Consider the following 24,915-nt stretch of genomic DNA (forward strand, 5'->3'; position numbering starts at 1 on the left):
TGAATACCGGTAACGAGTCATGGGTGCATTCCTGGGGCCGGATCTGGGTACATGGTGTACGGGTACAGATTCCCGTTCGCATCCTTCTTGAAGATCGCCTTAATGGTGCCGGCCCTGAAATCTATGGGCAGATACTTGCTTGGGTTATGAGGATCGATGTAATAGCCGGTGAAACGCTTGTGTCCATTCTTTCCCAGAAGCTCCTCGATCGGAGCTTTCTGGATATAGTCGCCGCTCTTCAGTGCGCGCTCGCGCAACAACTTCTCAGCCTGCTGGAAAGTCTTCGGATCGTTGAACCTGGTGGCATAAGGACCAACCTTGTGCAGCTTCCCAGTGACTCCATCCTTCGTCGTTCCGGTCATTGGGTCGATCTTGTCTTGCGTCACCACGAACCCATTCTTGAGTTTCGGTGACCCGTCAGCGTTGAACTTTGGCGTACCCAGCCTTCTCTTCAGCTCATCGTCAGTTGGGTCCAGGTGTCGTTGGACTCCGTGTGCCCCGGGCCCAGCCGTGCGCAGCGCATCGATTCCATCCTTGAGTTTGGCCTTGCTGATGGCGGCGGCGAGGCGGCTGCCGGCACCGCTGCCCGAGCCGGTGCCCATGGTGGCGGCGCCGATGATGATGGAGGGGACCATGGTTCCGTAGGCGCGCAGCGGGTCCTTCTTCCACAGGTCCCAGTTGACCATCGCCTTGCCGAACTCGACCGGGTGCTGCGCGCCCTGGGCCAGGCCCTTGGCCTGGCCGACCGGCCCCCGCCGCACCCAGCCGCCCCAGTCGGTCATCATGTAAACAGGCGCGGTCGCCGGATTGCTGGCCAGCGCGTACAGCCCCAGGTCCTTGCTGCCGTCCCACACCCCCGCCAGATACCGGTGGGTGTAGTCATGCCAGGTCTTCTTCAGCGCGTACTTGAGCACTCCGTTGCGACGGTCCTGCCCGAGCCCGGCGGCCAGACCCCGCACCACGCCCATGGCCGATTGCACCGCCGCCTCCTGATCGGCCTTGAGCAACTCATCACGTCGCCGATGCACATCCCGCTGCCGGCCGGCCACCCAGGTCCCGGCACGCCGGACGTCATGTCCGGGGCTGGTGTTCAATCCCAGACCGTCCAAGATCCGCGCCAGCGCGGCACCGGCGTCTTCCCACTCCCGCCCCGCACGGCCCAGCTCCACACCGAGCCGGTGCAGCCCGTCCGGTGAGCCACTGCGCACGTCCACAGGCGCGCGGCGGCCACCGCGCGGTGGTCCCGGAATGTAGGGCTGACTGACACGTGGCGGGCCACCATCGGCCTGCGCGGCCACCCGTTCCACCGCATCGAACGCCGTGTAGAAGCAGGCGCGGACATCGCGGTGCCGTTCGGCCAGGTCTTCCAGGAGCCGGTCGGCGGCCGGGCCGACCAACGCGCCCTCCAGCAACAGCCCGAACGAGGACCGCAACGCGTTCCCATGCTGCTCGGCCAGCTGCTTGACCTGAGGCAACCGCGCCGCCGCCTGGTCAGCTCTCCCCATCAAGCCACCGCCGCGCGCCGGTTAGCAGGGGCGCGAAGGGTGTTCACCGCGCTCCGCCTTCGCCGCAGGAACGAACGTGGAGGGAGCGGCCCCTGGCGCGAAGACTCAAGCATTCACGCCGGTGCACCACGGTGCGGTCAGCGGGTGGCCGCCTCGATGTTCTGCTGCGAACGCTTGATGTCCTGGCCGCCCTGTTCCAACGCGACCGCCATCTTGTCGAACGCGGCTCTGGCCTCCATCCACGCAGCCCGAAACCGGTCCGCACCAGGACCCCACCAGATCTCCGTACTCGACACCGTCCGGCCGTTCAGATCCTTGATCAAAGCGTCCAGATCCTTGGAATGCCTGCTGAACATCCGCGACAGATCTTCAAGAGCGCCAATGCTGGCGCCACGCTTGTCGCTCACGAGGGTTCCCTCCGCTGAGAATCTGCGATCACGTCCGATGTGCCGGGCCGACGAAATCCAGTGCACGGTTGAGGCACCGGATTGGGCGAAACCGCACGGGTGAAGGCTTGGGACGTGTGTGGCATCAGCGCACAGGCTACGCGGCCATAACCGACCCAACCAGACCCATTGCACATGCCAGAAACACGCGGTCCATGGGGTGGAGGTTGCGGTGGGTTAGGGGCGCCAGTGGTAGCGGCGTTCGGGGCGGCCTGTGCCGCCATAGCGGAGGCGGACCTCGGCGCGGTTGGTCGCGGCGAAGTACTCCAGGTAGCGCCGGACGCTCGGGCGCGAGAGTGCGGTGACTTGGGCGCATTCGCTTGCCGACAGGCCGTCCGGGTGGGCGCGGAGGGCCTGTTCGACCAGGTCGGCTGTTTGTTCGCTGAGGCCCTTCGGGAGGGCCCTGGTGGTGCGCAGCGCCCCGAACATCACGTCCACGTCCTCTTGGGCGGCGGCTTCGGCGGGGGGCAGCTGGTGCAATCGGCGGTGCAGGGCGCTGAAGTGCTCCAGCTGCTCGCGCAGTGCGGTCGCGGAGAACGGCTTGATCAGGTAGTGCAGCGCGCCGCCGCGGAGGGCGCCGCGGATCGTGCCGACGTCGCGGGCGGCGGTGATCACCATGACGTCGATGTGCTCGGTGGCCGGGTCGGCGCGGAGCTCGCGGAGCACGGTCAATCCGTCCAGGTCGGGCAGGTAGATGTCGAGCAGGACCAGGTCGGGGGCCAGGTCGCGTACGGCGCGCAGGGCGTCGGCGCCGGTGTGCGCGACGCCGGCCACGGTGAAGCCGGCGGTCCGTTCCACATAGCCGCTGTGCACCCTGGCGACCATGAAGTCGTCGTCCACGACCAGCACCCGGATCATGTCGGCAGTATGGCGGTGAACTCGGCGCCCGCGGAGTTGCGGACGTCCACCGAGCCGCCGCGGCGTACACAGATCTGGCGGGTCAGTGCCAGGCCGAGGCCGCGCTGCCCGTGCTGTGCGGCCTTGGTGGTGAAGCCGCGCCGGAACACCTCGGTGGCGATCTCGGGCGCGACACCGGGCCCGGAGTCGCGCATCACGACCACGACCGCGTCGGGGTCGGCATGGATGTCGATCTCGACCCAGTCGCCCTCCTCACCGGCCAGCGCGTCGAGGGCGTTGTCGACGAGGTTGCCGACGACGGTGACCAGGTCGGCGGACAACCGTTCGTCCACCTGATCCAGGTGGGTGGCCGGGGCCAGCCGCACGCCGATGCCTCGTTCCGCGGCCAGGCTCGCCTTGGCGATCAGGAGCGCGGCCACCGCCGGGTCGCCGATCCGGGCGGTCACCTGGTCGTACCAGTCGTCGTGCGCGCGGCTGACCAGGTCCACGTACTGCCGGGCCTGGTCGTACTCGCCGAGCTCGATCAGCCCGGCGATGGTGTGCAGCCGGTTGGTGAACTCGTGCGCCTGGGCGCGAAGGGTGTCGGTCGTCCGGGAGGAGGCGGCCAGTTCCTCGCGGAGCGCGGCCAGCTCGGTACGGTCGCGCAGGGTGGCGACCGCGCCGATGGGGCGGCCGCCCGCGCGGACCGGCAGCCGGTTGAGCACCAGGACGCGGCCCGCGCGCAGCACGATCTGGTCGGTGCCCTCAGCCCGGCCTGCGAGAACGTCGCGGAGCCGCTCGTTCACGTCGAGGTCGTCCACCGCCACGCCCACGCAGCCGGACGGGAGCGCGAGCAGCTCGCGGGCCCGGTCGTTCACCAGCGTGACGCGGTGGTGGCGGTCCATCGCGATCACACCCTCCTTGATGCCGTGCAGCAACGCCTCACGATGTTCGATCAGCCCGGTGATCTCGCGGGGTTCCAGTCCCAGCGTCTGCCGCTTGACCCGGGAGGCCACCAGGAACGAGCCGGCCACGCCGAGCACGGTGGCGATCATCAGCAGCGCGAGGACGGTGCGCGGTGAGTTGGCGATGCCCTCCCAGAAGCCGGGCATCGCCTCGGTCACCGCGACGATCCCGATGACGCGCGTCTGGCCGGCGCTCGGCGTGGGAGCGGGCGGGAGGGGGTCACCGATCACCGGTACGTGCGCGGCCAGCCGGCCGTCCACCTCGCCGACCCAGGCCCGGCCGTCCCGGGCCGTGCTGGCGCCCAGTGGCAGCGCGGTCCCCGGCCCGCTCGGGTCGGGCGAGGCCAGCACCCGGCCCTGCGCATCGGTGATGATCACGGCGTCCGCGCCGGACAGGCCGCGGGCGCTCTCGGCGAAGGTCGGCAGCGAGTCGCGGTCGGTGGAGCCGAGGGCGGCACGGACGCCGGGGGTGGCGGCGACGTTCTCGGCTACCGCGAGCAGTTTGCGGCCTTCGGTGTCGCGGAAGACCACGCCCGTGTGCACGATCGAGAAGGCCGCGACGCAGCCGAGCAGCGCGAAGACGATCATCAGCTGCCAGGCCAGCAGCCGCCGGGCGAGCGAACCCGCAGGTCCCATGCGTTCCTCCCCTCCGAGACCTCCCCCGTGTTCTGTGTCAGTGTGCCCTCGCGCACGGTGTGATCCGGCCCACAACGCGTGAGTTAAATGACCAAAAGTAGCGATAGGCACGAAAGGGCAAGTGTGGCCCGAATGTCGTGCATGCTGTGCGCCAGCCCACATCGCACCGCCGTTTCCCTGAGGTGTCACCCGGATGAACAAGTACCGAGCCTGGCCCGCGCTGGTCGCCGCGGCGCTGCTGGTGTTGCTCGTTCCCCCGCTGGTGTCGGGCGGCGACGACCAGGAGACCGGGACCAGCATCCCCGGCCTGCGGGTCATGGTGCCGAACTCGCCCGGCGGCGGGTACGACATCACTGCGCGCACGGCCGTCAAGGCCATGGAGGAGGCGGACCTCAGCAAGAACATCGAGGTCTTCAACCTGCCCGGCGCGGGCGGCACGGTCGGCCTCGGCCGGATCGTCGGTGAGCGCGGCAACGGCCGGCTGGCGATGTCGATGGGCCTGGGCGTGGTCGGGTCGGTCTACACCAACCATTCGCCGTCCTCGCTCCAGGACACCACGCCGATCGCACGGCTGACCCAGGAGCCGGACATCATCGTGGTCGGCAAGAACTCGCCGTACGAGAACATCGGCGAACTGATCAAGGCGTGGAAGGCCAAGCCCCGCTCGATCCCGGTCGGCGGCGGTTCCTCGCCCGGCGGCCCCGACCACCTGGCGCCGATGCTGATGGCGCGGGCGGCGGGCGTGGCGCCCAAGGAGGTCAACTACGTGCCGTTCGACGGCGGCGGCGAGCTGACCGCCTCCGTCCTCGGCGGCAAGGTCGGCTTCGGCGTGACCGGCGTGGGCGAGACGCGCGACCAGATCGCGGCCGGCCAGCTGCGCCCGCTGGCGGTGACCAGTGCCAAGCGCGTGCCCGGCATCGCGGCGCCGACGCTCAAGGAGTCGGGACTGGACGTCGATTTCAGCAACTGGCGCGGCATCGTCGCGCCGCCCGGCCTGGACGACCGCGAACGCGATCGCCTGATCGCGCTGTGGACGCGGCTGCAGACGACCGAGCAGTGGCAGAACGCCCTGCGCACCAACGGCTGGACCCCCGCGTTCGTCGCCGGCGACCAGTTCGGCGCGTTCCTGAAGGCGGAGAACGACCGGGTCGCCTCGATCTTGAAGGAGCTGGGGCTGGCATGACCACGCCCACGAACGGCGACATGACCGCGTCCACGAACGGCCCCACGGCCGCGCGCCCGAACGGCCCCACGGCCGCGGGCCCGAACGGCCCCATGACCGGACGGCCCTGGTGGCGCGGCCGGGCCGAGCTCGGCCTGTGCGCGGGGCTGCTGATCCTCGGTGCGCTCGTGATCACCGACGCGCTGCGCATCCCGGACGACTTCGCCCAGCGCGGCCCGGTCGGTCCGGAGGCGGTGCCGCTGCTGGTCGGCGGCGCGCTGGCCGTGGTGGCCGTGCTGCTGGCGGTGGACGTGCTGCGCGGCGGCAAGGGCCAGGCGGAGGGCGGCGAGGACGTCGACCTCGACGCCCCCGCCGACTGGCGCACCGTACTGATGCTGGCCGCCGCGTTCCTGGCGAACGTGGCGCTGATCGAGCCGCTCGGCTTCCCGATCTCCATGTCGATCATGTTCTGGGGCTCGGTGTACGCGCTGGGCAGCCGGAGCTTCGGGCGGGACCCGCTGATCGCGGCCGGGCTGTCGCTGGTGACCTGGTTCGTGTTCGACCGGCTGCTGGGCGTCCCCCTGCCCGGCGGCCCGCTGATGGAGGTGCTGTAGCCGATGGACGCGTTCACCCATCTGCTGGACGGCTTCGGCACCGCGCTCACCCCGACGCACCTGCTGTTCGCCGCGATCGGCGTGATCCTCGGCACCGCCATCGGCGTCCTGCCCGGCATCGGCCCGGCCATGGCGGTGGCGCTGCTGCTGCCGGTCACCTACGGGCTCGACTCGACCGCCGCGTTCATCATGTTCGCCGGGATCTACTACGGCGGCATGTTCGGCGGCTCGACCACCTCGATCCTGCTCAACACGCCGGGCGAGAGCGCGGCGGTGGTGACCGCGATCGAGGGCAACCCGATGGCCAAGTCCGGGCGCGGTTCCCAGGCGCTGGCGGCCGCCGCGATCGGGCACTTCGTGGGCGGCATGATCGGCACCACCGCGCTGGTCCTGCTGGCCCCGGCGGTCGCCTCCGTCGCGGTGGACATCGGCGCGCCCGACTATTTCGCGCTCATGATGCTGGCGTTCATCGCGGTCACCTCGGTGCTGGGCGCGTCCCGTGTCCGCGGGTTCGCCTCGCTGCTGATCGGGCTGACCGTCGGGCTGATCGGGCTGGACCAGGTGACCGGCCAGTCCAGGCTCACCTTCGGGACGCTGCATCTGGCGGACGGCATCGACGTGGTGATCGTCGCGGTCGGGCTGTTCGCGGTCGGCGAGTCGCTGTGGGTCGCCGCGCACCTTCGGCACAAGCCGCAGGGCCCGATCCCGGTCGGCCGCCCATGGTTGTCGCGGGCCGATCTGAAGCGCACCTGGAAACCGTGGCTGCGCGGGCCGGTGATCGGCTTCCCGTTCGGCGCCGTCCCGGCGGGCGGCGCGGAGATCCCGACCTTCCTGTCGTACGTGACCGAGAAGCGGCTCTCCAAGCACAAGGACGAATGGGGCAAAGGCGCGATCGAGGGCGTCGCGGGGCCGGAGTCCACGGCGAGCGCCTCGGCGGCGGGGACGCTGGTGTCGATGCTCACCCTCGGCCTGCCGACCACGGCGGTCGCGGCGGTCATGCTGGCGGCCTTCCAGCAGTACGGCATCCAGCCCGGCCCGCTGCTGTTCGAACGCGAGACCGACCTGGTCTGGGGCCTGATCGCCAGCCTGTTCGTCGGCACCGTGCTGCTGCTGGTGATCAACCTGCCGATGGCGCCGGTCTGGGCGAAGCTGCTGCGCCTCCCGCGGCCGTACCTGTACGCCGGGATCCTGTTCTTCGCCAGCGTCGGAGCGTACGCGGTCGGCGGCGACACGGTCGACCTGATCGTGCTCTTCATGATCGGCCTGGTCGGCCTGGCGATGCGCCGCTTCGGGCTGCCGGTCCTCCCGGCGATCCTCGGCGCGATCCTCGGGCCGGGCGCCGAACTGCAGATGCGCCGCGCGCTGCAGCTCAGCGACGGCAGCCTCACCGGCCTGGTCAACTCCCCCATGTCGGTCACGATCTACGTGATCATCGTGCTCCTGCTGGCCTGGCCCCTGCTCCGCCGCCTGATCGCCCGGACGCGTGCGCCGAAGACCCGGGCCTGAGATCAGGTCGTTTCCGCCGGTCAGACCACCCTTCGCTCACCCCCGTCGGTCACACGCGTTGACCGCGTGATCGCGCCGGCACGAGCATGATCCGCATGTTCCGGCGACTTTCGATCATCGTGCTGACCGCGGCCGCGGCCGTACAGCCGTTCTCCCGCGTCGGCGCGGAAACGGGAACGCCCGCGGCGGCCGGCTCTGCGCCAAGCACGTGATCAACTTCCGCGGCGCACGCTGCGGCGTGAACTGCGGCACGGCGCTCTACATGGGGGCGCTCAACCGAATCCACCAGCCTGCCCAGCGCACGCCCGCGGTCGAGCGCTGGATGGCCTTCGTACGCAGGACGCCGGGGATCAAGGGTGTGGACATCCACCCGCACGTCCCCGCCTCGCGCGACGCCAAGACCTTCGTCGACTACATCCTGCCGAGGATGCGCGCGGACCAGAAGTTCCTGGTGACCGAGTTCTCGCTGATGCCGCTCTGGCGCCGGCACATGAGCGACGCGGTCCCGGTCTCGTTCACCGCCAAGTACGGCTTCCCGAAGGGCACCAAGGCCTGGCAGGTGATCAAGGCCGCCATCGGCAGGCCGTTCAGCGAGCGGAAGTGGGCCGACTTCCTGCGCGCGTCTACGCCCGCTACACCGTGCGGCCGCGCGGCGCGTTGTCCGGCCGCAGCCCCTGGTTCCACGACTTCCGCGCCCTGCAGAAGGCCCCGGCCGGACGGCCGCGGTGACCCCACCGAGCACGGGGCTCAGCGCCGTTCGACCGTCCGGCGGTGCAGGCCGAGCGCCAGCAGGGGCAGGGTCAGCACCGACACCACTGCCGCGCACACCAGGGCGGCGGCGGAACTGGTCCGCATCGCGTGCTCCTGCACGCCGATCGTGGTGATGACCACCACCAGCGGCAGCGCGGTGGCGGACAGCAGGGCCAGCGCGCCCCGGTCGGCCTTCCCCAGGTCGTGCCGGTACAGCACCAGCACCGGTCCGCCCCGAACGAGCAGGAACAGACCCAAGAAGCACGGCACCAGGAGCAGTGACCACGGGTCTTCGGCCAGCGCGCCCAGATCCAGCCGAACCCCGCTCACCACGAAGAAGAACGGCACCAGAAAGCCGTAACCGATCGCCTCCAGCTTCGACCTCACCTGCTCGCGATGCTCGGGCGAGGCCTCGCTCGCCTCCAGCGCCAGGCGTTCGATGACCCCGGCGGCGAACGCGCCCAGCAGCACGTCCAGACCGAACGAACCAGCCACCCACACCATCGCCACCAGCACGAAGATGGTGATCCGGATGGACAACTGGGCGCTGGTCGTCATGGTCGTCTCGACCATGCGGGCGATGTGCGGCAGCCGTTGCCGCCCGACCGCCAGCACTCCCGCCGCCACGGTGATCAGGGCGAAGACCACCAGGATCACGGCGGTACGGAACGGCTGGTCGCTGGTCAGCAACAGCGCGACCGCCACGATCGGACCGAACTCGCCGATCGCCCCGACCGCCATCACCCGCGACCCGAACGGCGTCGCCAACGCGCCCGAGTCATGCAGGATCGGCAGTACCGTGCCCAGCGCCGTCGTGGTGAGCGCCAGGCCGACCACGACCCAGGCGGCGCCTCCGCCGTCCACCACGAATCCGGTCGCCAGGCCCAGAGCCAGGGAGATCATCCAGCCGACCAGCGCGAGCCGTAGCGGCGTCCCCCGCACCCGGCGGAACTCGATCTCGTACCCGGCCATGAACATCAGCATCGCCAAGCCGAAGTCCGCGACCGTTCCGACGAGTTCGGTGTCGGCGGCCCAGCCGAGCGCCACCGGCCCCACCAGCACTCCCAGCGCCAGTTCCAGCACCACCGACGGCACCCTCACCCAGCGGGACAACCGGTCGGCGAGGATGGGCGCCAGCACCGCGGCCCCCATGACGACCACGACCGCGCTCTGCGACGAGCCTGACACGTTCCCCCCGATCCGTGTCCGAACAGGCCGGCGTCTGGAACCTCTACCCCGAAAGCGGTCTAGATCACGCCGCGGGACCCAGACATGGCACCCACGAGCAGGGGAAATCACCGGATGTAGTGGCCCGGCGACGGCGGGGAGACATAGCAGCCTTGGGAACGCGCGCTAGCAGCGGTCGAACTCTGCGCCCCCTCCCTATCGCGTTTGGCACGCCACGGATTCTCCGACCGCGTTTGAGGATCAGAGCTTGACCTTCGCGAGCTGGTAACCCTTGCCGTCCTGCCAGAGGAGCCATTGGCCGGCGGTCCATGCCTTGCCCGGCAGAGAGGTCGTTCGTCCGGTGCGCAGGTCGTACACCACGGAGGCGCTGGTTCCGTCGTCCTCTGAAGGGACGGCGGAGTAGACGGCAAGCCTTTCGCCGACGGTGAGGTGACCCATGTAACTCGGGTCGTCGCCGTGGGGAAGGCCCTGGATCACGGTGCGGGCTTGCTGAGATCCACGTTCGAGGACGGTGATCGACTCATCGCCTGCCCAGACCAGGACGTTGCCGTTGGCGGCGAACAGTGCTTCTTGGGGTGGTTTCGCCGCATTCAATTTCCTTGTCTCGCCGCCGCGAACATCCACCTGCTTGAGCGTCCCGTCAGAGCTGACAAAGGCATGCGGGTAGGAGAACGCCACGAGTGCGCCGGGCACGGAAAGTGTGCGGGGGGCGCCGCCGCAGCTGTCAGCGACGGCCAGAGCCGCGCCTTCGTCGCTCCATAGGAAGACCGGCCCGTTGGCGTAGAAGTTCTCTCGGCCGCCCCATCCTGCTGGGAAGGTGCGTACGCCGCCTTGGCCTCCAGGTCCGAGGCAGGCGAGCCGTTCGCCATCCGGCCACAGGTAGCCACGGTCATTGACCGCCATGGACCACAGATAGGCGCGCTTATCGGGGTTCGTAGGAGCAACACGGGTGGGAGTGCCGTCACCCGGGCCGGCGCGCCACACACCTGTGGAGCGCTTGTCGTTTTCGTCGTGGCCTAGTTGGGGGGTGCCGAGCACGGTGCCATCGGTCCCGAGCGCCTTCGCTTCAAACCGTTGGTTTCCTGGCAGGGACTGCTTAACACGAACAGCCGAGTGTGTGTCAATCAGATCCGCGAGTGCGGTGCGACCGGGCAAGGCAAACGCTGTTGATTTTCCGGCGCTGGGCGTACTGGTGGCAGCTAGCGTCCGGTCGTCAGAGGGTTGCGGCCGCTGGGCGACGGCAACAGGCACTCCGATCAGAACGATGGCCACCGCCGCTGCGGCGAGCCCTGCCCGACGGCGACGGACGGTCGCGCTACGGCTGATCACACGTACGCCGAGTGACGCTGGTGGCTCGACGTTCTCGAAGGGCTTGGTAAGCCTCTCAGCGACACGGCGTTCCAGCTCATCCATGCTCTTCCTCCAGATCTGGGGTGGCTCGCAGCTTGGCCAAGGCCCGAGCCGCTTGGCTGCGGACCGTTGCCTGGGCGCAGCCGAGTGCCTGGGCGATCTCGGCATCGCTGAGCTGGTCGACGTATCTCAGGACCAGAACCGCCCGCATCCCAGGAGGCAAGGCGGCCAGCGCGGCGTCCAACGCCCCGTCGGTGGTCACCCGGTTCAGCGCCTCGTCCTCGACCGCCACGTCCGGCGGTCTCGCCACCAGTTGCTCTCGACGGGCCGTCCGACGGCCGTTCGCAACGATCCGCACCATGGCCGCCCGCACGTACCCCTCGGCGTTGTCCTTGCGCCGCACCCGCCACCAGCTGGCGCCGGTACGGGTCAACGCCTCCTGGAGCAGGTCCTCGGCGTCATGCCGGTTGCCGGTAAGCACGCAGGCGTAGCGAAAGAGCGCCGGCATCCGGTACCCGACGAACTCGTCGAATCGGACCGGCTCGGTCTCCGACATAGCGGCACCTCCACCACCCAAGGACACACGACCCCACAGGAACGCTGCACCCAAGCGAGATTTGGTTCGTTCGGAGGTGATGGATCATTGAGAGTCACGGGGACGAGTGGGACGCCGCGTACACAGGTATCACTGATGGGACCGTTACCTTGCATCTAGGACACGCGATCGGGATTCTGCTCGACCGGCAGCCGCGGTTCGGATCGGGGACGGTCCGCGTCACACGAGGTGTCCAGGAACGGCATTGGCGGATCGCGTTCGCTCGGCAGGAGGCAAAAGGCGCCTTTCCAACCCAGTACTTGTTGTGGCGGTGTGTGTCCGACGGGCAAGGAACTGTGTGCGACGGCGAGCGGGTGTCGACGCTGCTGCCGGGCGGCGGCGTGGAGACCGTCCCTGCATGGCGTGGCCTGTCCGGGGAGCCGCCCGTCTACTCGGTACAGGTCCCGTGCCCTCTGTACCCGGTGTTCCCGATCGCCGCGCCGATCTGGGGCCGTTCTGGCGATGAGTGGAGGATGCTGTCGGCGCTGCGTGACGGCACCGACCTGAGGGTCACCTTGGAGCACGCCGAACGCGGCGACACCGGCACCGTCGTCATCGCCACCGGTGATCAGCGGACAGGTCATCATGTGAGGTTGTTGTCGCTGGCAGGCATCGACATCCGTGTGATGGAGCTGGACACTTGGTCGCCGCCCGATCTAGCCGCCTTCACTGTGGAGTGAGCCATCGTCGTGGCCTGTCCCAGGAGGGAACAGGCGTGGGCTTTCGGTCGGCGGGTGACTTGGATCGTGGCGGTGGTCTCTGGGTTAGGGGGCGTTCTGCTTCAATAGGGGTCCTTTTTAACGATCTCTGCGGAAGAAAACCCTATGAAGCGAAGCGTTCTGGTTGTCGTGCCAGCGTTGGCGGCGGCTCTTGTCTCGGTGCCTGGGCCCGCTAGCGGTGCGTCGGCTGCAGCTTGTCGGCCTACGTTGAAGAAGTTGAGTTTGTCCAAGGGCACGGTTGTGGGTGGCGGGTCTGTCACTGGCACCGTCACGTTGAGCTGTAGGACGAGCAAGTCGGTCAGTGTTCGGCTGAAGGGGTTCCGGGGAGTCAAGGTCCCGGCGAGTGTCCGTGTAGCGAAGAGGGCAACTTCGGCGCGGTTTACCATCAGGACGTTTCCGACTGCTGTCACCAAGCGCGGGACGGTCGAAGCGTCACTTGGCAAGGTTCGCCGTAAGGCGAAGCTTGCGGTTACTCCGTCGTGTCGGCCGGTGCTGTCCGGCTTCACCGCGCCTGGCTTGGCGTACGCCGGAGACAAACTGACGGGCAAGGTGAGCCTGAGTTGTGCTCCGCGTACCGCCACCAGGGTCGCGTTGAGCTCGAATCGTCCTTCTCTGGCGGTGCCGGGGTCTGTCACTGTGCCTGCGGGACGTTCCAGCGCGAATGTGGTGTTGACCGCCAAGCTGGCCGAGGGAAGCCAGTACGTCGCGCGGGTCACGGCTCGCCATGGCGGGCGGTCCGTTGGCCGTGATGTCACCGTCAATCCGGGGCTGAAGAGCGTCTCTATCCCACCGCACTCCGACCCGAACAGCGTGAGCGTCAACCCGCACTTCACCGGCCCGGCTCCGGCCAGCGGGCTGACCGTCAAGGTGGCGTCCGACAATCCGGCCATCACGGTGCCTTCGACGGCGTTCTTCCCTGCCGGGACGTACGGCGGTGACATCGGCAGGATCCAGGTCCGTCCGGTCACCAAGAACACCAAGGTCACGATCTCGGTGACGCTGGGCACGCGGACGCTGAAGGCCTCGAAGGTACTGATCCCGCCGTTCGACGGTACGCAGGGCGTTTCGATTCACGCGGCGGAGCCGGGTGATCTCTATGGGCTGCAGCACGACCTGTCCTATCGGGTCGTCCTCGCGAATCCGGCGCCTGTGGGCGGCCTCAGTGTGGAGCTGAAGGTCAAGGACGGCGACCCCGCCATCACGCTCGACAACACCACCGACCACATCTCCGAGGGCGGCACCACCGCCTACTTCCGCCTCCGCACCGCTGATGTCACGAGGACGACCCGTACCGGACTGGAAGCGACCGTCCTGGGCGCGAAGGCCTCCCTGCCGATCACCATCCATCCGCGACTCAGCGGCCTCAGCCTGCCGGCGTCGGTCAAGGGCGGCACCTCGTTCACGGGCACGGTCACCCTCGCGGGCCCGTCGGACGTCGACACGACGATCTGGCTCGACCCGAGCGGCGGCGTTCTCAATGTCCAGCGTTCGGTGATCATTCCGGCCGGTGCGACGTCCGCCACGTTCGAGGCGACCTCGCTGAAGGTCGAGACGCCGGAAAGCGCCTATATCTCCGCTCGCCTGGGCGGCACCGAGACGCGCACCCATCTCACGGTCACGCCCTGAGGGGCATAGCCAGGTCGGTCAGGGCCGGTGCGGAGGAGCTGGTGGCTCCTTAGCGCCGGCCCTTGCCGTCACGGCGTGATTGCCCTCACATTTTGTACGTCGTTGTCCCGAAATGGGTAGGGATTCGTGCCGGTGACCTGGACGGACGCTATTTCGGGGGGAAGCAGACGTGACGGTCCTGGACCATCGGCTTTCACGCAGTCGGCTGGACCTTCCTGGGTACAGGCGGCTGCGGTGCGGTGACGGCTTCAGCTATCTCGATCCGGACGGCAGGCCGGTCGACGATCCGGCGGAGCTGGCGCGGATCACCGGGCTCGGGCTGCCTCCGGCCTGGCACGACGTCTGGATCTGTCCCGATCCCTGGGGGCACATCCAAGCGGTGGGTACGGACGCGGCGGGCCGGCGGCAGTACCGGTACCACGAGCTATGGCGAACGGAACGCGACCGGACGAAGTTCGATCGGGCGTTGCAGCTGGGTGAACGACTGCCCGGCGTACGTTCTGTCTTGGACGCCCATCTGGCCGGACGGGGCCTGGCACGGCAGCGTGTCCTGGCCGCTGCAGTGACGCTACTGGACGTGGCGTTCTTCCGGGTGGGTGGCGAACGTTACGCGGAGCACGGTTCCTATGGTCTGGCCACACTGCGGCATGAGCATGTGCGGTGTACGAGAGGGGCCGTGCAGTTTCACTACCGCGCCAAATCCGGACGGGACCGCCGGATGGCTGTTACTGACCCTCGGGTGTGCCGTGTCATACGGGGGCTCATGCACGGCCCTGACGGGGAGCTGCTCGGCTACCGCATGGGCGAACGTTGGCATCCGGTCCATAGCGCCGAGATCAATGCCTATTTGAAGGACATTGCCGGAGGCCCGTTCAGCGCCAAGGACTTTCGTACGTGGAACGCCACCGTCCTGGCGGCGGTGGGGCTCGCGGTATCGGCGCCTGGGGAACGTAGGGCGGTGACTCGGGTGGTACGGGAGGTCTCGGAGTACCTCGGCAACACCCCGGCCGTCTGCCGCGCCTCGTACATCGATCCGCGCGTAGTCGAGTCGTACGAACGCGGCGTGACCGTACGGGACGCGCTGCCCTACCTGGGCGTGGCTTCGGGGCCAGGGCAGCCGGCCACGTGGGGGCCGTTCGAGGCCGCCGTCGTCGATCTGCTTCGCGAGGGCTGACCAATGGACACGCTGACGATCGTTGTCGTGCTCATGCTCGCGACCATCGCCCTGGTCGCCGTGGCACCACGCCTAGGACGGCCCTATCCGGTGTTGATGACGCTGCTGGGTTTCGGGCTTGCCCTGATACCGGCCGTACCGCACGTGAGGATCGACCCCGAGCTCATCCTTCCGCTGTTCCTGCCACCTCTGATCTATGCCAGCGCACACCGCCTGTCGTGGCCGGTGTGCAAACGGCATCTCTGCGGTCTCCTGGCGCTGGCCGTCCTGTTGGTCCTGGTGACCACTGCGGCGGTCGCTGTCACCGTGTGGGCGGTCGTGCCGGGGGTTACGCTGGCCGCAGCGGTGGCGCTGGGCGCCGTCATCGCGCCGCCCGACCCGGTCGCGGCGGAGGCCGTGGCGGGGCCGCTGCGCATGCCGCGAAGGCTGCTGACCGTGCTGAAGACCGAGGGGCTCTTCAACGACGCCACGGCGCTGATCGTGTTCCAGGTGGCGGTCGCGGCGCAGGTCACTGGCAGGATGTCCGCACCTGAGGCCTTGATGCTGTTCGCGTACGCCGCGGTGGCGGCGGTGGCACTCGGGCTCGCGATCGGCTGGATCACCAGGCGTGCGATGAGGTGGCTGGGGCAGCCCATGGCCCGCAGCGCCCTGACCTTGGTCGTCCCGTTCGCTGGTTATCTGCTCGCCGACCGGCTGAAGGCCTCGGGCGTCATCACCGTGGTGGTCATCGCCCTTTATCTCGCCCATCGGAGCAGCGAGGCCGACTACGCCGAGCGGTTGTCCGGCCGCGCCTTCTGGGAGGTCGTGGAGTTGCTCGTGACCGGTGTCGCCTTCGGGCTCATCGGTCTGGAGCTTCGTGTCGCGCTGGAGGACAACCAGTCGCGGCTCGGCGACATGCTGCTGAACGCGGGCGCGGTCTGCCTGATCATCGTGCTGGTACGAGCACTGTGGCTTCTGCTGCACAGCGCCCTCATCGGCCGCCGAATCCGTTCCGACGCGGGCGAGCACGCTCCTCGTTCCTGGCGCGAGGCGGTGCTGATGACCTGCTGCGGCATGCGCGGTCTCGCGACTCTGGCACTCGCGCTGGCGATGCCGCTGGCGGCCTCCGACGGCACCCCGTTCCCGGCCCGTTCCGAACTGGTCTTCGTGGCCTGCGCCGTGATCGTGACGACCCTGATCCTGCCCGGGCTCACAATGCCGGCGCTCGTCCGTGTGCTCGGCGTACGAGAGCAGGCCGCCGCGAACGCCGAACGTGAGGTCGCCGTCCGCGCGTGCGTCGCGGCACTCGACCACCTCGACGAGGTCGAGCGTCAACGTGACGTTCCTGCGGACATCGTCGAACCACTGCGGCAGCGCCAGCGCGCCAAGCTTGCCACCATCGCCCCGGAACGCCTGCCAGCCGACACCAGTGACCAGCTGGAACAACGGCGTCGGCGCCTCACCGAGATGGGCGAGCTCTACGGGGAGATGCTCACCGCCGCACGGCACGAGGTCCTCACGGCACGAGCCGAGCCCGGCGTAGACCCGCAAGCCGCCGACGTAATCCTGCACCGAATCGACCTGCGTACGGCAGGGCTACCAGGCATGCCCGCAGGCCCAGAAATCACCGCCGTCCCACCCCCAGACGCCGTCGAGGCCCCCAACGGCATGCCACGCCCTTAAGGCCCGGCGATCGGCCGCCACAGCGGTAGGCGCGCCCCTTTACGTTGAGTCCGCACCTGGCGGTGGCCGGTGTCCTAGGGCGCGGCCGCACCCGCACTGGAGCGCACCGGCGATGAGCCACTGGCCCCTAACGGTGAGGCCGTACCGCACTGGAGTTGAGGCCCCGCCTTAGCGGCGTGCCGCTGAGCCGCACCCCAGCGGAGGCTGCACCTGGCGGTGACGCCGCAGGTCGGCCGTGTAGGGCGCGGCTCGTGGTGGGGTGGGGCCTGAGGTGTCGGCTGCGTAGGAGGCTGTGGAGCGGGCACATCCGCAGCGGAGGGATCATGAACGATAGGCCAGAGCGGATCGTGGTCGTTGGGCAGATAGCGCGCGACCTGGTCGTGGTCGTGGACGAGACGCCCGAGGCTCACAAGGCGGTTCCGGTGCGCCGACGGCGGGAGATGCTCGGCGGCAAGGGGGCCAACCAGGCGGTGGGGCTGGCGCAGCTTGGAGTGCCGGTCGCCCTGGTCGGCGTGATCGGTGAGGACGCGGTCGCCGACGCGCTCTGCAGCCAGGCCCGGCGGGACGGCATCGATGTGTCGGGGGTCATCCGCCGTTCTGGTGCGTCGACCGGTCTCATCATCGACATCGTCGACAGCGATGGTGAGTGGCGGTATTTGGAGGATCTGCCGGATGAAGTGCTGCTCAGCGAGAACGACATACGGGCTGCAGGGGCGGTGCTGGCCCAGGCGTCATGGGTGTGCGTTCAACTGCAACAGCCAATCCAGGCTGTACGGACCGCTGTCGATATCGCCCGAGACGCCGGTGCCCGGGTCATCTTGGACGGGGTGCCCGCCGACGGCGGTCGTGAGCTGCTGGAGGCGTGTTTCGCCCTGCGCGCCGACGCCCATGAGGCCGAACTGCTGGCCGGTGCTCCCATCGACTCGGTCGACGCCGCGTTGCGTCTCGCAAGGAGACTGATCGAGGACGGCTTGTCCGTGGTGGCGCTGGCCATCGATCCGTTCGGGAACGTGGTGGTCTGGGAAGGCGGCCACTTGGTTCTGCCGCTGGTGGATACGCCTGTCGTGGATACGACCGGCGCCGGTGACGCGTTCGTTGCCGGGTTCACGGCCGCGCTCGCACGCGGGGATTCGGTCTCCGGAGCGGCGAGGCTGGCCACCGCTGCCGCCGCCGCGACCGTCGGCCATCCCGGCGGACGCCCCGACCTCTCGCAGGCCGTTCTTGATTGGTATCTGCGTCTGCTGGACGAGAGCTGACCCCCCGGCGGGTTCAGAAGCTGGGGCGGAGTTCGTATCTGGGGCCGAGGTCGGGGGCGTCCACGCCTTGGAGCTCGGTGACCAGACCGTGGACCTCCATCAGGTCGTGCAGGAGCGTGCGGGTCTCGTCCTTGGGCAGTCCGGCTTCGCGGGCCGCCGTGTCCAACGTGATGCCGTCCGCGGCTTGGGCGACCGCTTGGAACACGCGTTCGTGCTTCTCGGTGTAACCGGGGCGGCCTCGTCCGGAGTACGTCACCGCCGGCTCCGTGTCGCCTGGCGCATCGGCGGGCCCCGGTTGGTGTTGCTGTTTGCCCTGGTGGATGGCGTTGAGTCGCTGCTCGTGCGTCGGTGAGCCACCGCCGGACAGGTGACCTTTCTGCTTGGACGCGCCGGTCGTCACCTTGCGGGCGCTTGGCGCCTCCCCGGCTCGGCGGGCCTCCCGGGCGGCCGCGCGGCGCTGCTCTTCGTTGCCTTCGACCTTCTTACGAACCATGCTCACTCCCCGGCGCGTCAGCGCTCGCCCTTGGGGCCGTCCGCACGTTCGCCGACCTTGCGCGGACGGTTGTGCTCGTCCTGCTCCAGTTGCTCGTTGGCGAGACGACCGGCCTCACGGTCTGTCGCGACACCCTCGTTCTCCAGGCGCTTTCGCGTCCTCGCACGTTCGATGTCGTACTTGTGGCTTCCTGGCCGCGGCATCGTGTCCACCTCCATGGCCTTGGCCGTTCTCTCCAGGGCCTACCCCTGTTCGCGTGGGTAATTCCCTGTCCGAGTAGAGGGTTATGTAATGCCCGATACCTGCGGGTCGGCGGGCTCAAGGCGCGGGCTGGCAAGTGTTGGGCGTGACCTCGTGGCCGGTGCAGTTGGTCGACGGACGTGGATTTCCTTGGGCGACGGGTACCTCCTCCAGCGCACGGAAGTCTCATCGGAGGGAGCAGGAAAATGCCCATGACCGGGAGCAAGGGCCAGGTCAAGAAGGGTGAGCTGCCCGACACCATCCAACGGTCGGACGCCAAGGCGCAGCGCACGTTCGCCAAGGCGCATGACTCCGCGGTCGAGGAGTACGGGGAGGGCGAGCGTGCGCATCGCGTCGCCTACGCGGCGCTCAAGCACACGCATGAGAAGGTCGGTGACCACTGGGAGCCCAAGGCCGGAGGCGCCAAGGGGCCTTCGGACGCGCAGGCCAAGGGCGGCCGTAACACCTCGCGCAAGACCGCCGGCGGCGTGGACGCCAACGCCTCCAAGCAGCATCTCTATGACGTGGCCAAGAGGCTGGGTGTCTCCGGGCGTTCCAGCATGACCAAGAACGAGCTGGTCAAGGCGATCGAGAAGGCCAATCGCCGTGACACCGCCAAGGCACGCTCCTGAACACCCGGCTCGATCAGCGCATCGCCGAAGCCGCCAAGGAGCTGCTGGGGCTCGAGGAGGCGAGGCCGGGGCAGCGTGAGGCGCTGAGACACCTTTGCCAGGGGCGAGACACGCTCGTTGTGATGCCCAGCGGCGGTGGGAAGTCGGCCGTTTACCAGATCGCAGCCGCGGTTCTGGGCGGCTCGGCCGTGGTGGTTTCGCCCTTGGTCTCGCTGCAACGGGATCAGGTTCTGCGGCTGACCGGACGGGGCGCGCAGGCCTATGCGTTGAACGCTTCCACGGCGTCCGGACGGCGGTCGCAGGCCTTGGACGCGCTGGGCCGCGGCGCCGAGGCCTTCTTCTACCTGGCCCCGGAGCAGCTGGTGCGGCCGGACGTTCAGGAGATGTTACGGAAGGCCCCGCCGCGGTTGGTGGCCGTCGACGAGGCACATTGTGTGTCGGCGTGGGGTCACGACTTTCGTCCGGACTATCTCAGGATCGGGCCCATGCTCGACGCGCTGCCCCGGCGGCCAGTGGTGGCGGCGCTCACCGCGACCGCCGCTCCACCGGTGCGCAAGGAGATCGTCGAACGCCTCCGGCTGCGTGACGCGGCTGAGATCGTCCGTGGATTCGACCGACCTGAGATCCGGTTGTCGGTACGGACGTTCCATGACGCCCGCGAACAACACCAGGCCGTCGTAGCGGCGGCGGCCGACCTGAAGGGGCCGGGCATCGTCTACGTGGCCACCCATAAGGACGCCGTCCAGTACGCCGATGAAATCCCTTCGGCACGTCCCTACCATGCAGGACTGTCCCGGAGTGAACGCGACCGGGTGCAGGAGGCGTTCATGGCGGGCGAGCTGCGGACCGTGGTCGCCACCAACGCCTTCGGCATGGGCATCGACAAGGCGGATGTCCGGTTCGTCCTGCATGCGAACGTGCCGGACTCGCTCGACTCGTACTACCAGGAGATCGGCAGGGCCGGGCGGGACGGGAACCAGGCCGACGCGATCTGCTTCTACCGGCTGGAAGACCTGGCCCTGCCGCGCTTCTTCACCGGCGGCCTGCCCGCCGAGGACACGCTGGCGGCCATCTGCGACACGGTGGCCCAGGGCCCGATCAGCCGGCGCGACCTGGCCGAACGCGCCGGAGTGTCGGCCCGGCGGCTCACCGCGCTGCTCGACCTGCTGCACGAAGCGGGGGCGGTCCGGATCGGCAAGCGCATCGAACCCTTCCCCGGCGCGCCCGCCACGGAAGAGATCGTTGCGCACGCGCTCCGGCTCGCGCACGAGCGCCGAGCGGTGGAACGTACGCGGATCGACATGATGCGCCGCTACTGCGAGTTGGAAGACTGCCGGGGGCGCTTCCTGCTGCGCTATTTCGGCGAGCCGAGGGAACGGCCCTGCGGGCACTGCGATGTCTGCCTGGCCGGTCACGCCGAGCAGCGCGCCGAGAACGAGGTCTTCCCGATGGGCACCCGCGTCCGGCACCGGGAGTGGGGGGAGGGAGTGATCGTCGCAGGTGAGGACGACCGCGTCACCGTTCTCTTCGACGAGGCCGGATACAAGGAGCTCCTTGTCGAGGCTGTGCTCGACCACGATCTGCTGACGCGTGAGGGCTGAGGCTCACTCGCGGGTGGTCACTCGCGTTCTATTCGCATGGCCGCCTCTTCGGCTGAATAGCCTCCCGCGTCCGGGCCCACCTCGGCGGCGACCGCGTCGGGCTCCTCGTCCTCATGGGCTCCCTCGTCCGGCGCGACCAGCCGTCCCGCGGGCCGTGGCGCGTCCCAGACCTGGCCGGACGGCTCCTCGGGCTGGGCCGGCGCGTCGTCCGCGACCTGGTCGGGCGGCTCGAAACCGGTGTCCAGGTCCGAACCCACGCCCAGGCCGCCGTCCTCCGACAGCGGCGCGTCGCCGGTCTCGACTTGCGTCTCGGCCTGCTCGGTCATCGGCCGGGAAGCGGGCTCGTCCACACCGAACGACGGTTGTTCCTCGGGCACCTCACGCGCGAGGCGCCCCGCCAGCGGCTCCCCTTGCCGCTGCTCGTCCGCCGTGGTGCCGAAGTCGTCCACCGCGATCGGCCGCTCGCCCGGCACCGCCTGCTCCTGCGGGTCGACCGCCCACTGCTGACCCGGCGTCCCGTCCTGAAGGTCGGGGATTCCCTCGTCCTCCAGCCGCGACCGCGGATCGTGCTCGGGTACGTTCCGGCTCATGACCACTCCCCTCGTTGACTTGCCTCCTGTCTCCCCTGCCCCACAAGTGAGTGCCCTAACGGTCCGCCCGGACGGTCCGCCCGGACGGTCCGCCGGACGATCAGTCGGCGTAGAGGGCCTCGATGTCCGCGGCGTAGGCGGTGAGGATCGCCTGACGCTTGATCTTCAGGGACGGGGTCAGGAGGCCGTTCTCCTCGGTGAAGTCGCCCTCGACGATCCGGAACTTGCGGATGGACTCGGCCTTGGAGACCGCCTCGTTGGCGTAGTCCACGGCCTTCTGGATGTCGGCGAGCAGGTCCGGGTCGTCGCGGAGCACGTCGAACGGGGTGTCACGGGGACGCTTGCGCACGGCCAGCCAGTGTTCGATCGCCTCGGGGTCCAGGGTGATGAGCGCGGCGATGTAGCGGCGGCCCTCGCCCACGATGATGCACTGCATGATCGGCGGACGGCTGCGCAGCCGGTCCTCCAGCGGAGCGGGCGAGACGTTCTTGCCGCCGCTGGTGATGAGGATGTCCTTCTTGCGTCCGATGATCGAGAGATAGCCGTCGTCGTCGAAGCGGCCCAGGTCGCCGGTGGCGTACCAGCCGTCCTGCAGCGCCTGGAGCGTCGCCTCCTCGTTGTCCCAGTAGCCGTTGAAGACGATGCCGCCCTTGATCAGGATCTCGTCGTCCTCGGCGAGGCGGATCGAGGTGCCGGGGACCGGCAGGCCGACCGTGCCGGGGCGGGGGCTCAGCGGCGGGCTGACGACGGCGGCCGCGGTCGTCTCGGTCAGGCCGTACCCCTCGTAGATGACGACCTGGCAGGCGTAGAAGAACAGCGTGAGCCGGGGGTCCAGGGGGGAGCCGCCGCTGATGGCGTAGCTGAGCCTGCCGCCGAGCGCCTTGCGGATGCGCCGGTAGACGAGCAGCTCGTACAGCGCCCAGGCGAGATAGAGCTTGATGCCCGGGCCGGGTCCGGTGCCGAGGAACTTGGCGAGATGAGCCTCGCCGAAGCGCACCGCGATGCGGTCGGCCCGATCGAAGGACGACCCGCGGCCGAGCTTCTCGGCCATCGCCCGTCCGGTGTCGTGGATCTTCTCAAAGAGGTACGGGACGCCGACGACGAACGTGGGCTTGTACGACTCCAGCTCGGGCCGCAGCTCGTCGGGCTTGATGCTCGGACAGTGACCGAGCTCGATCCGGGCCTGGAGACAGGCGATCTGGATGGTGCGGCCGAGGATGTGCGCCAGCGGGAGGAAGAGCAGCGTCGACGCCGTCTGGCCCGTGACCTCGGTGAAGATCGGGTGCAGCAGCTCGATGGTGTTCGCGGCCTCGGCGTGCAGGTTGGCGTGGGTGAGCACGCAGCCCTTGGGCTTGCCGGTGGTGCCGGAGGTGTAGCAGATGGTGGCGATGGCCTCCGGGGTGAGGGCGGCCCGGCGCTTGTCGACCTCCTCGTCCAGGACGTTCTGGCCCAGCGCGGTGAGCTCGCCGACGGCGTCGTCGTCCACGGTCCACACCCGCGGCAATTCGGGGAGCGCGGCGCCGGCATCGGCCACGGCGGCGGCGTTCTCGGCGGTCTCCGCGATCAGGAACGTGGCGCCGGAGTCGCGCAGGATCCACTCGATCTGCTCGACGGAGGAGGTCGCGTAGATGGGCACCGACTGGCCGCCCGCGGCCCAGATCGCGAAGTCGAGAACGCACCACTCGTACCGCGTACGGGACATGAGCGCGACGCGGCCGCCGGGAGCCAGTCCCGCGGCGATGAGGCCCTTCGCCACCGCCCGTACCTCGCCGGCGAAGGCGGCGGCGGTGACCGGCCGCCAGCCCGCGCCCGTCCGGCGGCGGACGACGACCGAGGAGGGGGCCTCGGCGGCGTTGGTGAACGGGATGTCGGCGATGCTGCCCGACCTGGCCGGCGGCACGAGCGGTGACGTGCGAACCTCGCGTACGACGCCGTTCTCACGGATGAGTTCGACGGAGACGCGATCAGCGAGGTCGCCGCGGCGCTTGGCCTTCTTCATGTCCTGGCGTGGGCCCATGACCCCAGAAGCGTAGATGTGGATACGCCCGGGTTTCTGCTGTTCTGTGAACGGTATTTCCGGGGGCAATGAGTCACATTTAGACAGTTCTGGGGCCGCCGGACGTCGGTCAGTGGCGGGGAAGCAGGCGCAGGCCGACGTAGACGCCGTTCGCCTTGAACGGGCGGCCCCTGTAGTCCGGGGTGGACCTGAACTTCCTCGACCTGTTCTTGCCGCAGACGGAGGCCCGGTCGGTGTCGAGGATCCGGCCCTTCTTGCCGGGCTTCTTCAGGCCCCAGTAAACGGTCACCTGGACACATCGGCCGTCGTTCTTGCGGTCGGTCATCACACCCGTGACGACCTTGAGGCTCATGACGCCGCGGACGGAACCCCAGCTCCTGGAGCCGCTGAACTTCTTGCGCACGGCGGAGGCGGCGGCGGAGCCCGCCTGCACGGACGTGATGCGCACGGAGTCGGTGTCACTGGCGGCGTGGGCCGTCCCGGTGGTCGCGGCCACCGTGCTCCCTGCCACGGCGAACGCGGCGGCGGTGGAGAGGAGACGGGTCTTCGTCTTCATAGGGCGTCGTCCCTGCTGTTGATCTTCATGGACAGGGACGAACCCTAGGAGATCTTGACCTTCCACACATACGGAACGAGACAAACACAGGTCGCCGGGCTGACGGCACCCGGCGGGCTAGTGGTCTTCGGCGGCGAGGCGTTCCTTGGCCCACGTTTCGGCGGCCTGCGGGTCGACGGTGCCCATGACCACGAGGCCGCCGGGACCGGGGTTCTGGACGAGATCGGCCAGTTCCTGGGTCGCCACGATGCTCGCGTAGCCGCAGCAGCGTTCGGCGATCTCGGCCTCTCGTTCGGCCCAGAACGAGTGGACGATCTCCAGCGCGCCCTTCTGCGGGGCCTGCCGGTCATGCTGGTCAACGATGATCGCGACCCGTACCCCCTCGGCCTTCGCCCGGGTCAGCATGGCGACCATGGCGGCGTTCAGTTCCGTCGCCTGCTCGACGGTGAGGCGCCCGTTCTGCTGAGCCCGGACGAGGGGCCATTCACTGAGATCCACCAGGTTCGTCATGCCCCGGATCGTATCCAGACAGAACGGACGTTCCGGCCACGAACCCCCATAACACGGCACGCGGCCTCCTCGGTCGCATCCGGCTCAGTAGCCGACGATGGCCTCGGTGGTCACGGTGCCCTTGGTCGACAACACCCAGGTGGCGGAGATCTTCACCCTCGTACCGGCCGGCACGGAGGCGTCCACCTGGATGGGGAAGCCACGTCCGACCTCGTTCGCGGGAACCTCGATCTTGGCCGGCACGGTGACGCCGGGGGTGTCGCTCTTCAGCTCGATGACGGCGCC

Annotated in this window: 26 protein-coding genes; 11 read left to right on the forward strand and 15 right to left on the reverse strand. The window is 68.9% G+C overall.

Going from position 1 to position 24,915, the window contains the following annotated elements:
• Window positions 1-17 precede the first annotated feature (17 nt).
• The 4 genes from ABD333_RS23890 to ABD333_RS23905 form a co-directional block, all read right to left on the reverse strand.
• Window positions 18-1,505: a hypothetical protein gene (locus tag ABD333_RS23890; protein WP_344544270.1), complete on the reverse strand. Its 1,488-nt coding sequence runs from the start codon at window positions 1,503-1,505 to the stop codon at window positions 18-20.
• Window positions 1,506-1,642: 137 nt separating this feature from the next.
• On the reverse strand, window positions 1,643-1,912 hold the full coding sequence (locus tag ABD333_RS23895) for a WXG100 family type VII secretion target (protein WP_344544272.1): 270 nt from the start codon (window positions 1,910-1,912) through the stop codon (window positions 1,643-1,645).
• A gap of 216 nt (window positions 1,913-2,128) precedes the next feature.
• On the reverse strand, window positions 2,129-2,809 hold the full coding sequence (locus tag ABD333_RS23900; protein WP_344544274.1) for a response regulator: 681 nt from the start codon (window positions 2,807-2,809) through the stop codon (window positions 2,129-2,131).
• Window positions 2,806-4,389: a sensor histidine kinase gene (locus ABD333_RS23905; RefSeq protein ID WP_344544276.1), complete on the reverse strand. Its 1,584-nt coding sequence runs from the start codon at window positions 4,387-4,389 to the stop codon at window positions 2,806-2,808. The genes ABD333_RS23900 and ABD333_RS23905 overlap by 4 nt, the downstream gene beginning before the upstream one ends.
• A 193-nt stretch (window positions 4,390-4,582) precedes the next feature.
• On the opposite strand from ABD333_RS23905, the gene ABD333_RS23910 reads away from it, so the two are divergent.
• Genes ABD333_RS23910 through ABD333_RS23920 form a run of 3 tightly spaced genes read left to right on the forward strand, consistent with a single transcriptional unit; the run spans window position 4,583 to window position 7,671 of the window.
• Window positions 4,583-5,572, forward strand: a complete 990-nt coding sequence (locus ABD333_RS23910; protein WP_344544278.1) for a Bug family tripartite tricarboxylate transporter substrate binding protein — start codon at window positions 4,583-4,585, stop codon at window positions 5,570-5,572.
• Complete coding sequence (locus tag ABD333_RS23915) at window positions 5,569-6,165, forward strand: tripartite tricarboxylate transporter TctB family protein (RefSeq protein ID WP_344544280.1); 597 nt, start codon at window positions 5,569-5,571, stop codon at window positions 6,163-6,165. The genes ABD333_RS23910 and ABD333_RS23915 overlap by 4 nt, the downstream gene beginning before the upstream one ends.
• Window positions 6,166-6,168: 3 nt before the next feature.
• A complete protein-coding gene (locus ABD333_RS23920) occupies window positions 6,169-7,671 on the forward strand; it encodes a tripartite tricarboxylate transporter permease (RefSeq protein ID WP_344544282.1) in 1,503 nt (500 codons plus the stop codon).
• Between the two features lie 411 nt (window positions 7,672-8,082).
• Here ABD333_RS23920 and ABD333_RS23925 read toward each other — a convergent pair whose 3' ends face one another.
• Complete coding sequence (locus ABD333_RS23925) at window positions 8,083-8,247, reverse strand: hypothetical protein (protein ID WP_344544284.1); 165 nt, start codon at window positions 8,245-8,247, stop codon at window positions 8,083-8,085.
• A 24-nt stretch (window positions 8,248-8,271) separates the two neighbouring features.
• On the opposite strand from ABD333_RS23925, the gene ABD333_RS23930 reads away from it, so the two are divergent.
• Window positions 8,272-8,400: a hypothetical protein gene (locus ABD333_RS23930; protein WP_344544286.1), complete on the forward strand. Its 129-nt coding sequence runs from the start codon at window positions 8,272-8,274 to the stop codon at window positions 8,398-8,400.
• Between the two features lie 18 nt (window positions 8,401-8,418).
• On the opposite strand, the gene ABD333_RS23935 is transcribed toward ABD333_RS23930, so the two are convergent.
• The 3 genes from ABD333_RS23935 to ABD333_RS23945 all read right to left on the reverse strand — a co-directional run bounded on the left by ABD333_RS23935 (window position 8,419) and on the right by ABD333_RS23945 (window position 11,515).
• Window positions 8,419-9,609 (reverse strand): cation:proton antiporter, encoded by a 1,191-nt coding sequence (locus tag ABD333_RS23935; RefSeq protein WP_344544288.1) that lies wholly within the window; start codon window positions 9,607-9,609, stop codon window positions 8,419-8,421.
• A 240-nt stretch (window positions 9,610-9,849) separates the two neighbouring features.
• Window positions 9,850-11,022 (reverse strand): hypothetical protein, encoded by a 1,173-nt coding sequence (locus ABD333_RS23940; RefSeq protein ID WP_344544290.1) that lies wholly within the window; start codon window positions 11,020-11,022, stop codon window positions 9,850-9,852.
• Window positions 11,015-11,515, reverse strand: a complete 501-nt coding sequence (locus ABD333_RS23945) for a SigE family RNA polymerase sigma factor (protein ID WP_344544292.1) — start codon at window positions 11,513-11,515, stop codon at window positions 11,015-11,017. Before ABD333_RS23945 ends, ABD333_RS23940 begins: the two co-directional genes overlap by 8 nt.
• Before the next feature lie 335 nt (window positions 11,516-11,850).
• On the opposite strand from ABD333_RS23945, the gene ABD333_RS23950 reads away from it, so the two are divergent.
• From ABD333_RS23950 to ABD333_RS23970, 5 genes are all read left to right on the forward strand, one after another.
• Window positions 11,851-12,234, forward strand: a complete 384-nt coding sequence (locus tag ABD333_RS23950) for a hypothetical protein (protein ID WP_344544294.1) — start codon at window positions 11,851-11,853, stop codon at window positions 12,232-12,234.
• A 255-nt stretch (window positions 12,235-12,489) separates the two neighbouring features.
• Window positions 12,490-13,899, forward strand: coding sequence for a hypothetical protein (locus tag ABD333_RS23955; protein ID WP_344544296.1), 1,410 nt, complete (start codon window positions 12,490-12,492; stop codon window positions 13,897-13,899).
• Between the two features lie 169 nt (window positions 13,900-14,068).
• Window positions 14,069-15,073 carry a DNA topoisomerase IB gene (locus tag ABD333_RS23960; protein ID WP_344544298.1) on the forward strand — a complete coding sequence of 335 codons (1,005 nt, stop codon included), beginning with the start codon at window positions 14,069-14,071 and terminating at the stop codon, window positions 15,071-15,073.
• Between the two features lie 3 nt (window positions 15,074-15,076).
• The gene (locus tag ABD333_RS23965; RefSeq protein WP_344544300.1) at window positions 15,077-16,735 is read left to right on the forward strand and encodes a Na+/H+ antiporter; all 1,659 of its coding nucleotides are present in this window, start codon (window positions 15,077-15,079) and stop codon (window positions 16,733-16,735) included.
• Between the two features lie 323 nt (window positions 16,736-17,058).
• Window positions 17,059-17,991: a PfkB family carbohydrate kinase gene (locus ABD333_RS23970; RefSeq protein WP_344544698.1), complete on the forward strand. Its 933-nt coding sequence runs from the start codon at window positions 17,059-17,061 to the stop codon at window positions 17,989-17,991.
• 13 nt (window positions 17,992-18,004) lie between these two features.
• On the opposite strand, the gene ABD333_RS23975 is transcribed toward ABD333_RS23970, so the two are convergent.
• Together ABD333_RS23975 and ABD333_RS23980 are read right to left on the reverse strand one after the other, a co-directional pair.
• Entirely contained in the window at window positions 18,005-18,484 is a 480-nt protein-coding gene (locus ABD333_RS23975; protein ID WP_344544302.1) for a hypothetical protein, read from the reverse strand.
• Window positions 18,485-18,501: 17 nt separating this feature from the next.
• Complete coding sequence (locus tag ABD333_RS23980; RefSeq protein ID WP_344544304.1) at window positions 18,502-18,687, reverse strand: hypothetical protein; 186 nt, start codon at window positions 18,685-18,687, stop codon at window positions 18,502-18,504.
• Window positions 18,688-18,930: 243 nt separating this feature from the next.
• On the opposite strand from ABD333_RS23980, the gene ABD333_RS23985 reads away from it, so the two are divergent.
• Entirely contained in the window at window positions 18,931-19,356 is a 426-nt protein-coding gene (locus ABD333_RS23985; protein WP_344544306.1) for a ChaB family protein, read from the forward strand.
• A gap of 41 nt (window positions 19,357-19,397) precedes the next feature.
• Entirely contained in the window at window positions 19,398-20,957 is a 1,560-nt protein-coding gene (locus ABD333_RS23990) for a RecQ family ATP-dependent DNA helicase (RefSeq protein WP_344544700.1), read from the forward strand.
• 17 nt (window positions 20,958-20,974) lie between these two features.
• Here ABD333_RS23990 and ABD333_RS23995 read toward each other — a convergent pair whose 3' ends face one another.
• The 5 genes from ABD333_RS23995 to ABD333_RS24015 form a co-directional block, all read right to left on the reverse strand.
• Window positions 20,975-21,547 carry a DUF5709 domain-containing protein gene (locus ABD333_RS23995; protein WP_344544307.1) on the reverse strand — a complete coding sequence of 191 codons (573 nt, stop codon included), beginning with the start codon at window positions 21,545-21,547 and terminating at the stop codon, window positions 20,975-20,977.
• 100 nt (window positions 21,548-21,647) lie between these two features.
• Window positions 21,648-23,564 (reverse strand): AMP-dependent synthetase/ligase, encoded by a 1,917-nt coding sequence (locus ABD333_RS24000; RefSeq protein WP_344544309.1) that lies wholly within the window; start codon window positions 23,562-23,564, stop codon window positions 21,648-21,650.
• Window positions 23,565-23,673: 109 nt separating this feature from the next.
• Entirely contained in the window at window positions 23,674-24,120 is a 447-nt protein-coding gene (locus ABD333_RS24005; RefSeq protein WP_344544311.1) for a hypothetical protein, read from the reverse strand.
• A gap of 117 nt (window positions 24,121-24,237) precedes the next feature.
• Entirely contained in the window at window positions 24,238-24,630 is a 393-nt protein-coding gene (locus tag ABD333_RS24010) for a hypothetical protein (RefSeq protein WP_344544313.1), read from the reverse strand.
• A gap of 84 nt (window positions 24,631-24,714) precedes the next feature.
• On the reverse strand, window positions 24,715-24,873 hold the full coding sequence (locus ABD333_RS24015) for a hypothetical protein (RefSeq protein WP_344544315.1): 159 nt from the start codon (window positions 24,871-24,873) through the stop codon (window positions 24,715-24,717).
• Window positions 24,874-24,915: the final 42 nt, after the last annotated feature.

It is taken from the genome of Actinomadura fulvescens, assembly GCF_039533225.1.
GTDB lineage: Bacteria > Actinomycetota > Actinomycetes > Streptosporangiales > Streptosporangiaceae > Spirillospora > Spirillospora fulvescens.

Bases quoted from the DNA above. Each gene is read 5' to 3' on its own strand.
- ABD333_RS23965 (WP_344544300.1), top strand. From the start codon at position 15,077: ATGGACACGCTGACGATCGTTGTCGTGCTCATGCTCGCGACCATCGCC.
- ABD333_RS23890 (WP_344544270.1), bottom strand. From the start codon at position 1,505: ATGGGGAGAGCTGACCAGGCGGCGGCGCGGTTGCCTCAGGTCAAGCAG.
- ABD333_RS23945 (WP_344544292.1), bottom strand. From the start codon at position 11,515: ATGTCGGAGACCGAGCCGGTCCGATTCGACGAGTTCGTCGGGTACCGG.
- ABD333_RS23910 (WP_344544278.1), top strand. From the start codon at position 4,583: ATGAACAAGTACCGAGCCTGGCCCGCGCTGGTCGCCGCGGCGCTGCTG.
- ABD333_RS23940 (WP_344544290.1), bottom strand. From the start codon at position 11,022: ATGGATGAGCTGGAACGCCGTGTCGCTGAGAGGCTTACCAAGCCCTTC.
- ABD333_RS24005 (WP_344544311.1), bottom strand. From the start codon at position 24,120: ATGAAGACGAAGACCCGTCTCCTCTCCACCGCCGCCGCGTTCGCCGTG.
- ABD333_RS23970 (WP_344544698.1), top strand. From the start codon at position 17,059: ATGAACGATAGGCCAGAGCGGATCGTGGTCGTTGGGCAGATAGCGCGC.
- ABD333_RS24000 (WP_344544309.1), bottom strand. From the start codon at position 23,564: ATGGGCCCACGCCAGGACATGAAGAAGGCCAAGCGCCGCGGCGACCTC.
- ABD333_RS23925 (WP_344544284.1), bottom strand. From the start codon at position 8,247: ATGGCGGCCTTGATCACCTGCCAGGCCTTGGTGCCCTTCGGGAAGCCG.
- ABD333_RS23985 (WP_344544306.1), top strand. From the start codon at position 18,931: ATGCCCATGACCGGGAGCAAGGGCCAGGTCAAGAAGGGTGAGCTGCCC.
- ABD333_RS23995 (WP_344544307.1), bottom strand. From the start codon at position 21,547: ATGAGCCGGAACGTACCCGAGCACGATCCGCGGTCGCGGCTGGAGGAC.
- ABD333_RS23900 (WP_344544274.1), bottom strand. From the start codon at position 2,809: ATGATCCGGGTGCTGGTCGTGGACGACGACTTCATGGTCGCCAGGGTG.
- ABD333_RS23905 (WP_344544276.1), bottom strand. From the start codon at position 4,389: ATGGGACCTGCGGGTTCGCTCGCCCGGCGGCTGCTGGCCTGGCAGCTG.
- ABD333_RS24010 (WP_344544313.1), bottom strand. From the start codon at position 24,630: ATGACGAACCTGGTGGATCTCAGTGAATGGCCCCTCGTCCGGGCTCAG.
- ABD333_RS23980 (WP_344544304.1), bottom strand. From the start codon at position 18,687: ATGCCGCGGCCAGGAAGCCACAAGTACGACATCGAACGTGCGAGGACG.
- ABD333_RS23975 (WP_344544302.1), bottom strand. From the start codon at position 18,484: ATGGTTCGTAAGAAGGTCGAAGGCAACGAAGAGCAGCGCCGCGCGGCC.
- ABD333_RS23915 (WP_344544280.1), top strand. From the start codon at position 5,569: ATGACCACGCCCACGAACGGCGACATGACCGCGTCCACGAACGGCCCC.
- ABD333_RS23920 (WP_344544282.1), top strand. From the start codon at position 6,169: ATGGACGCGTTCACCCATCTGCTGGACGGCTTCGGCACCGCGCTCACC.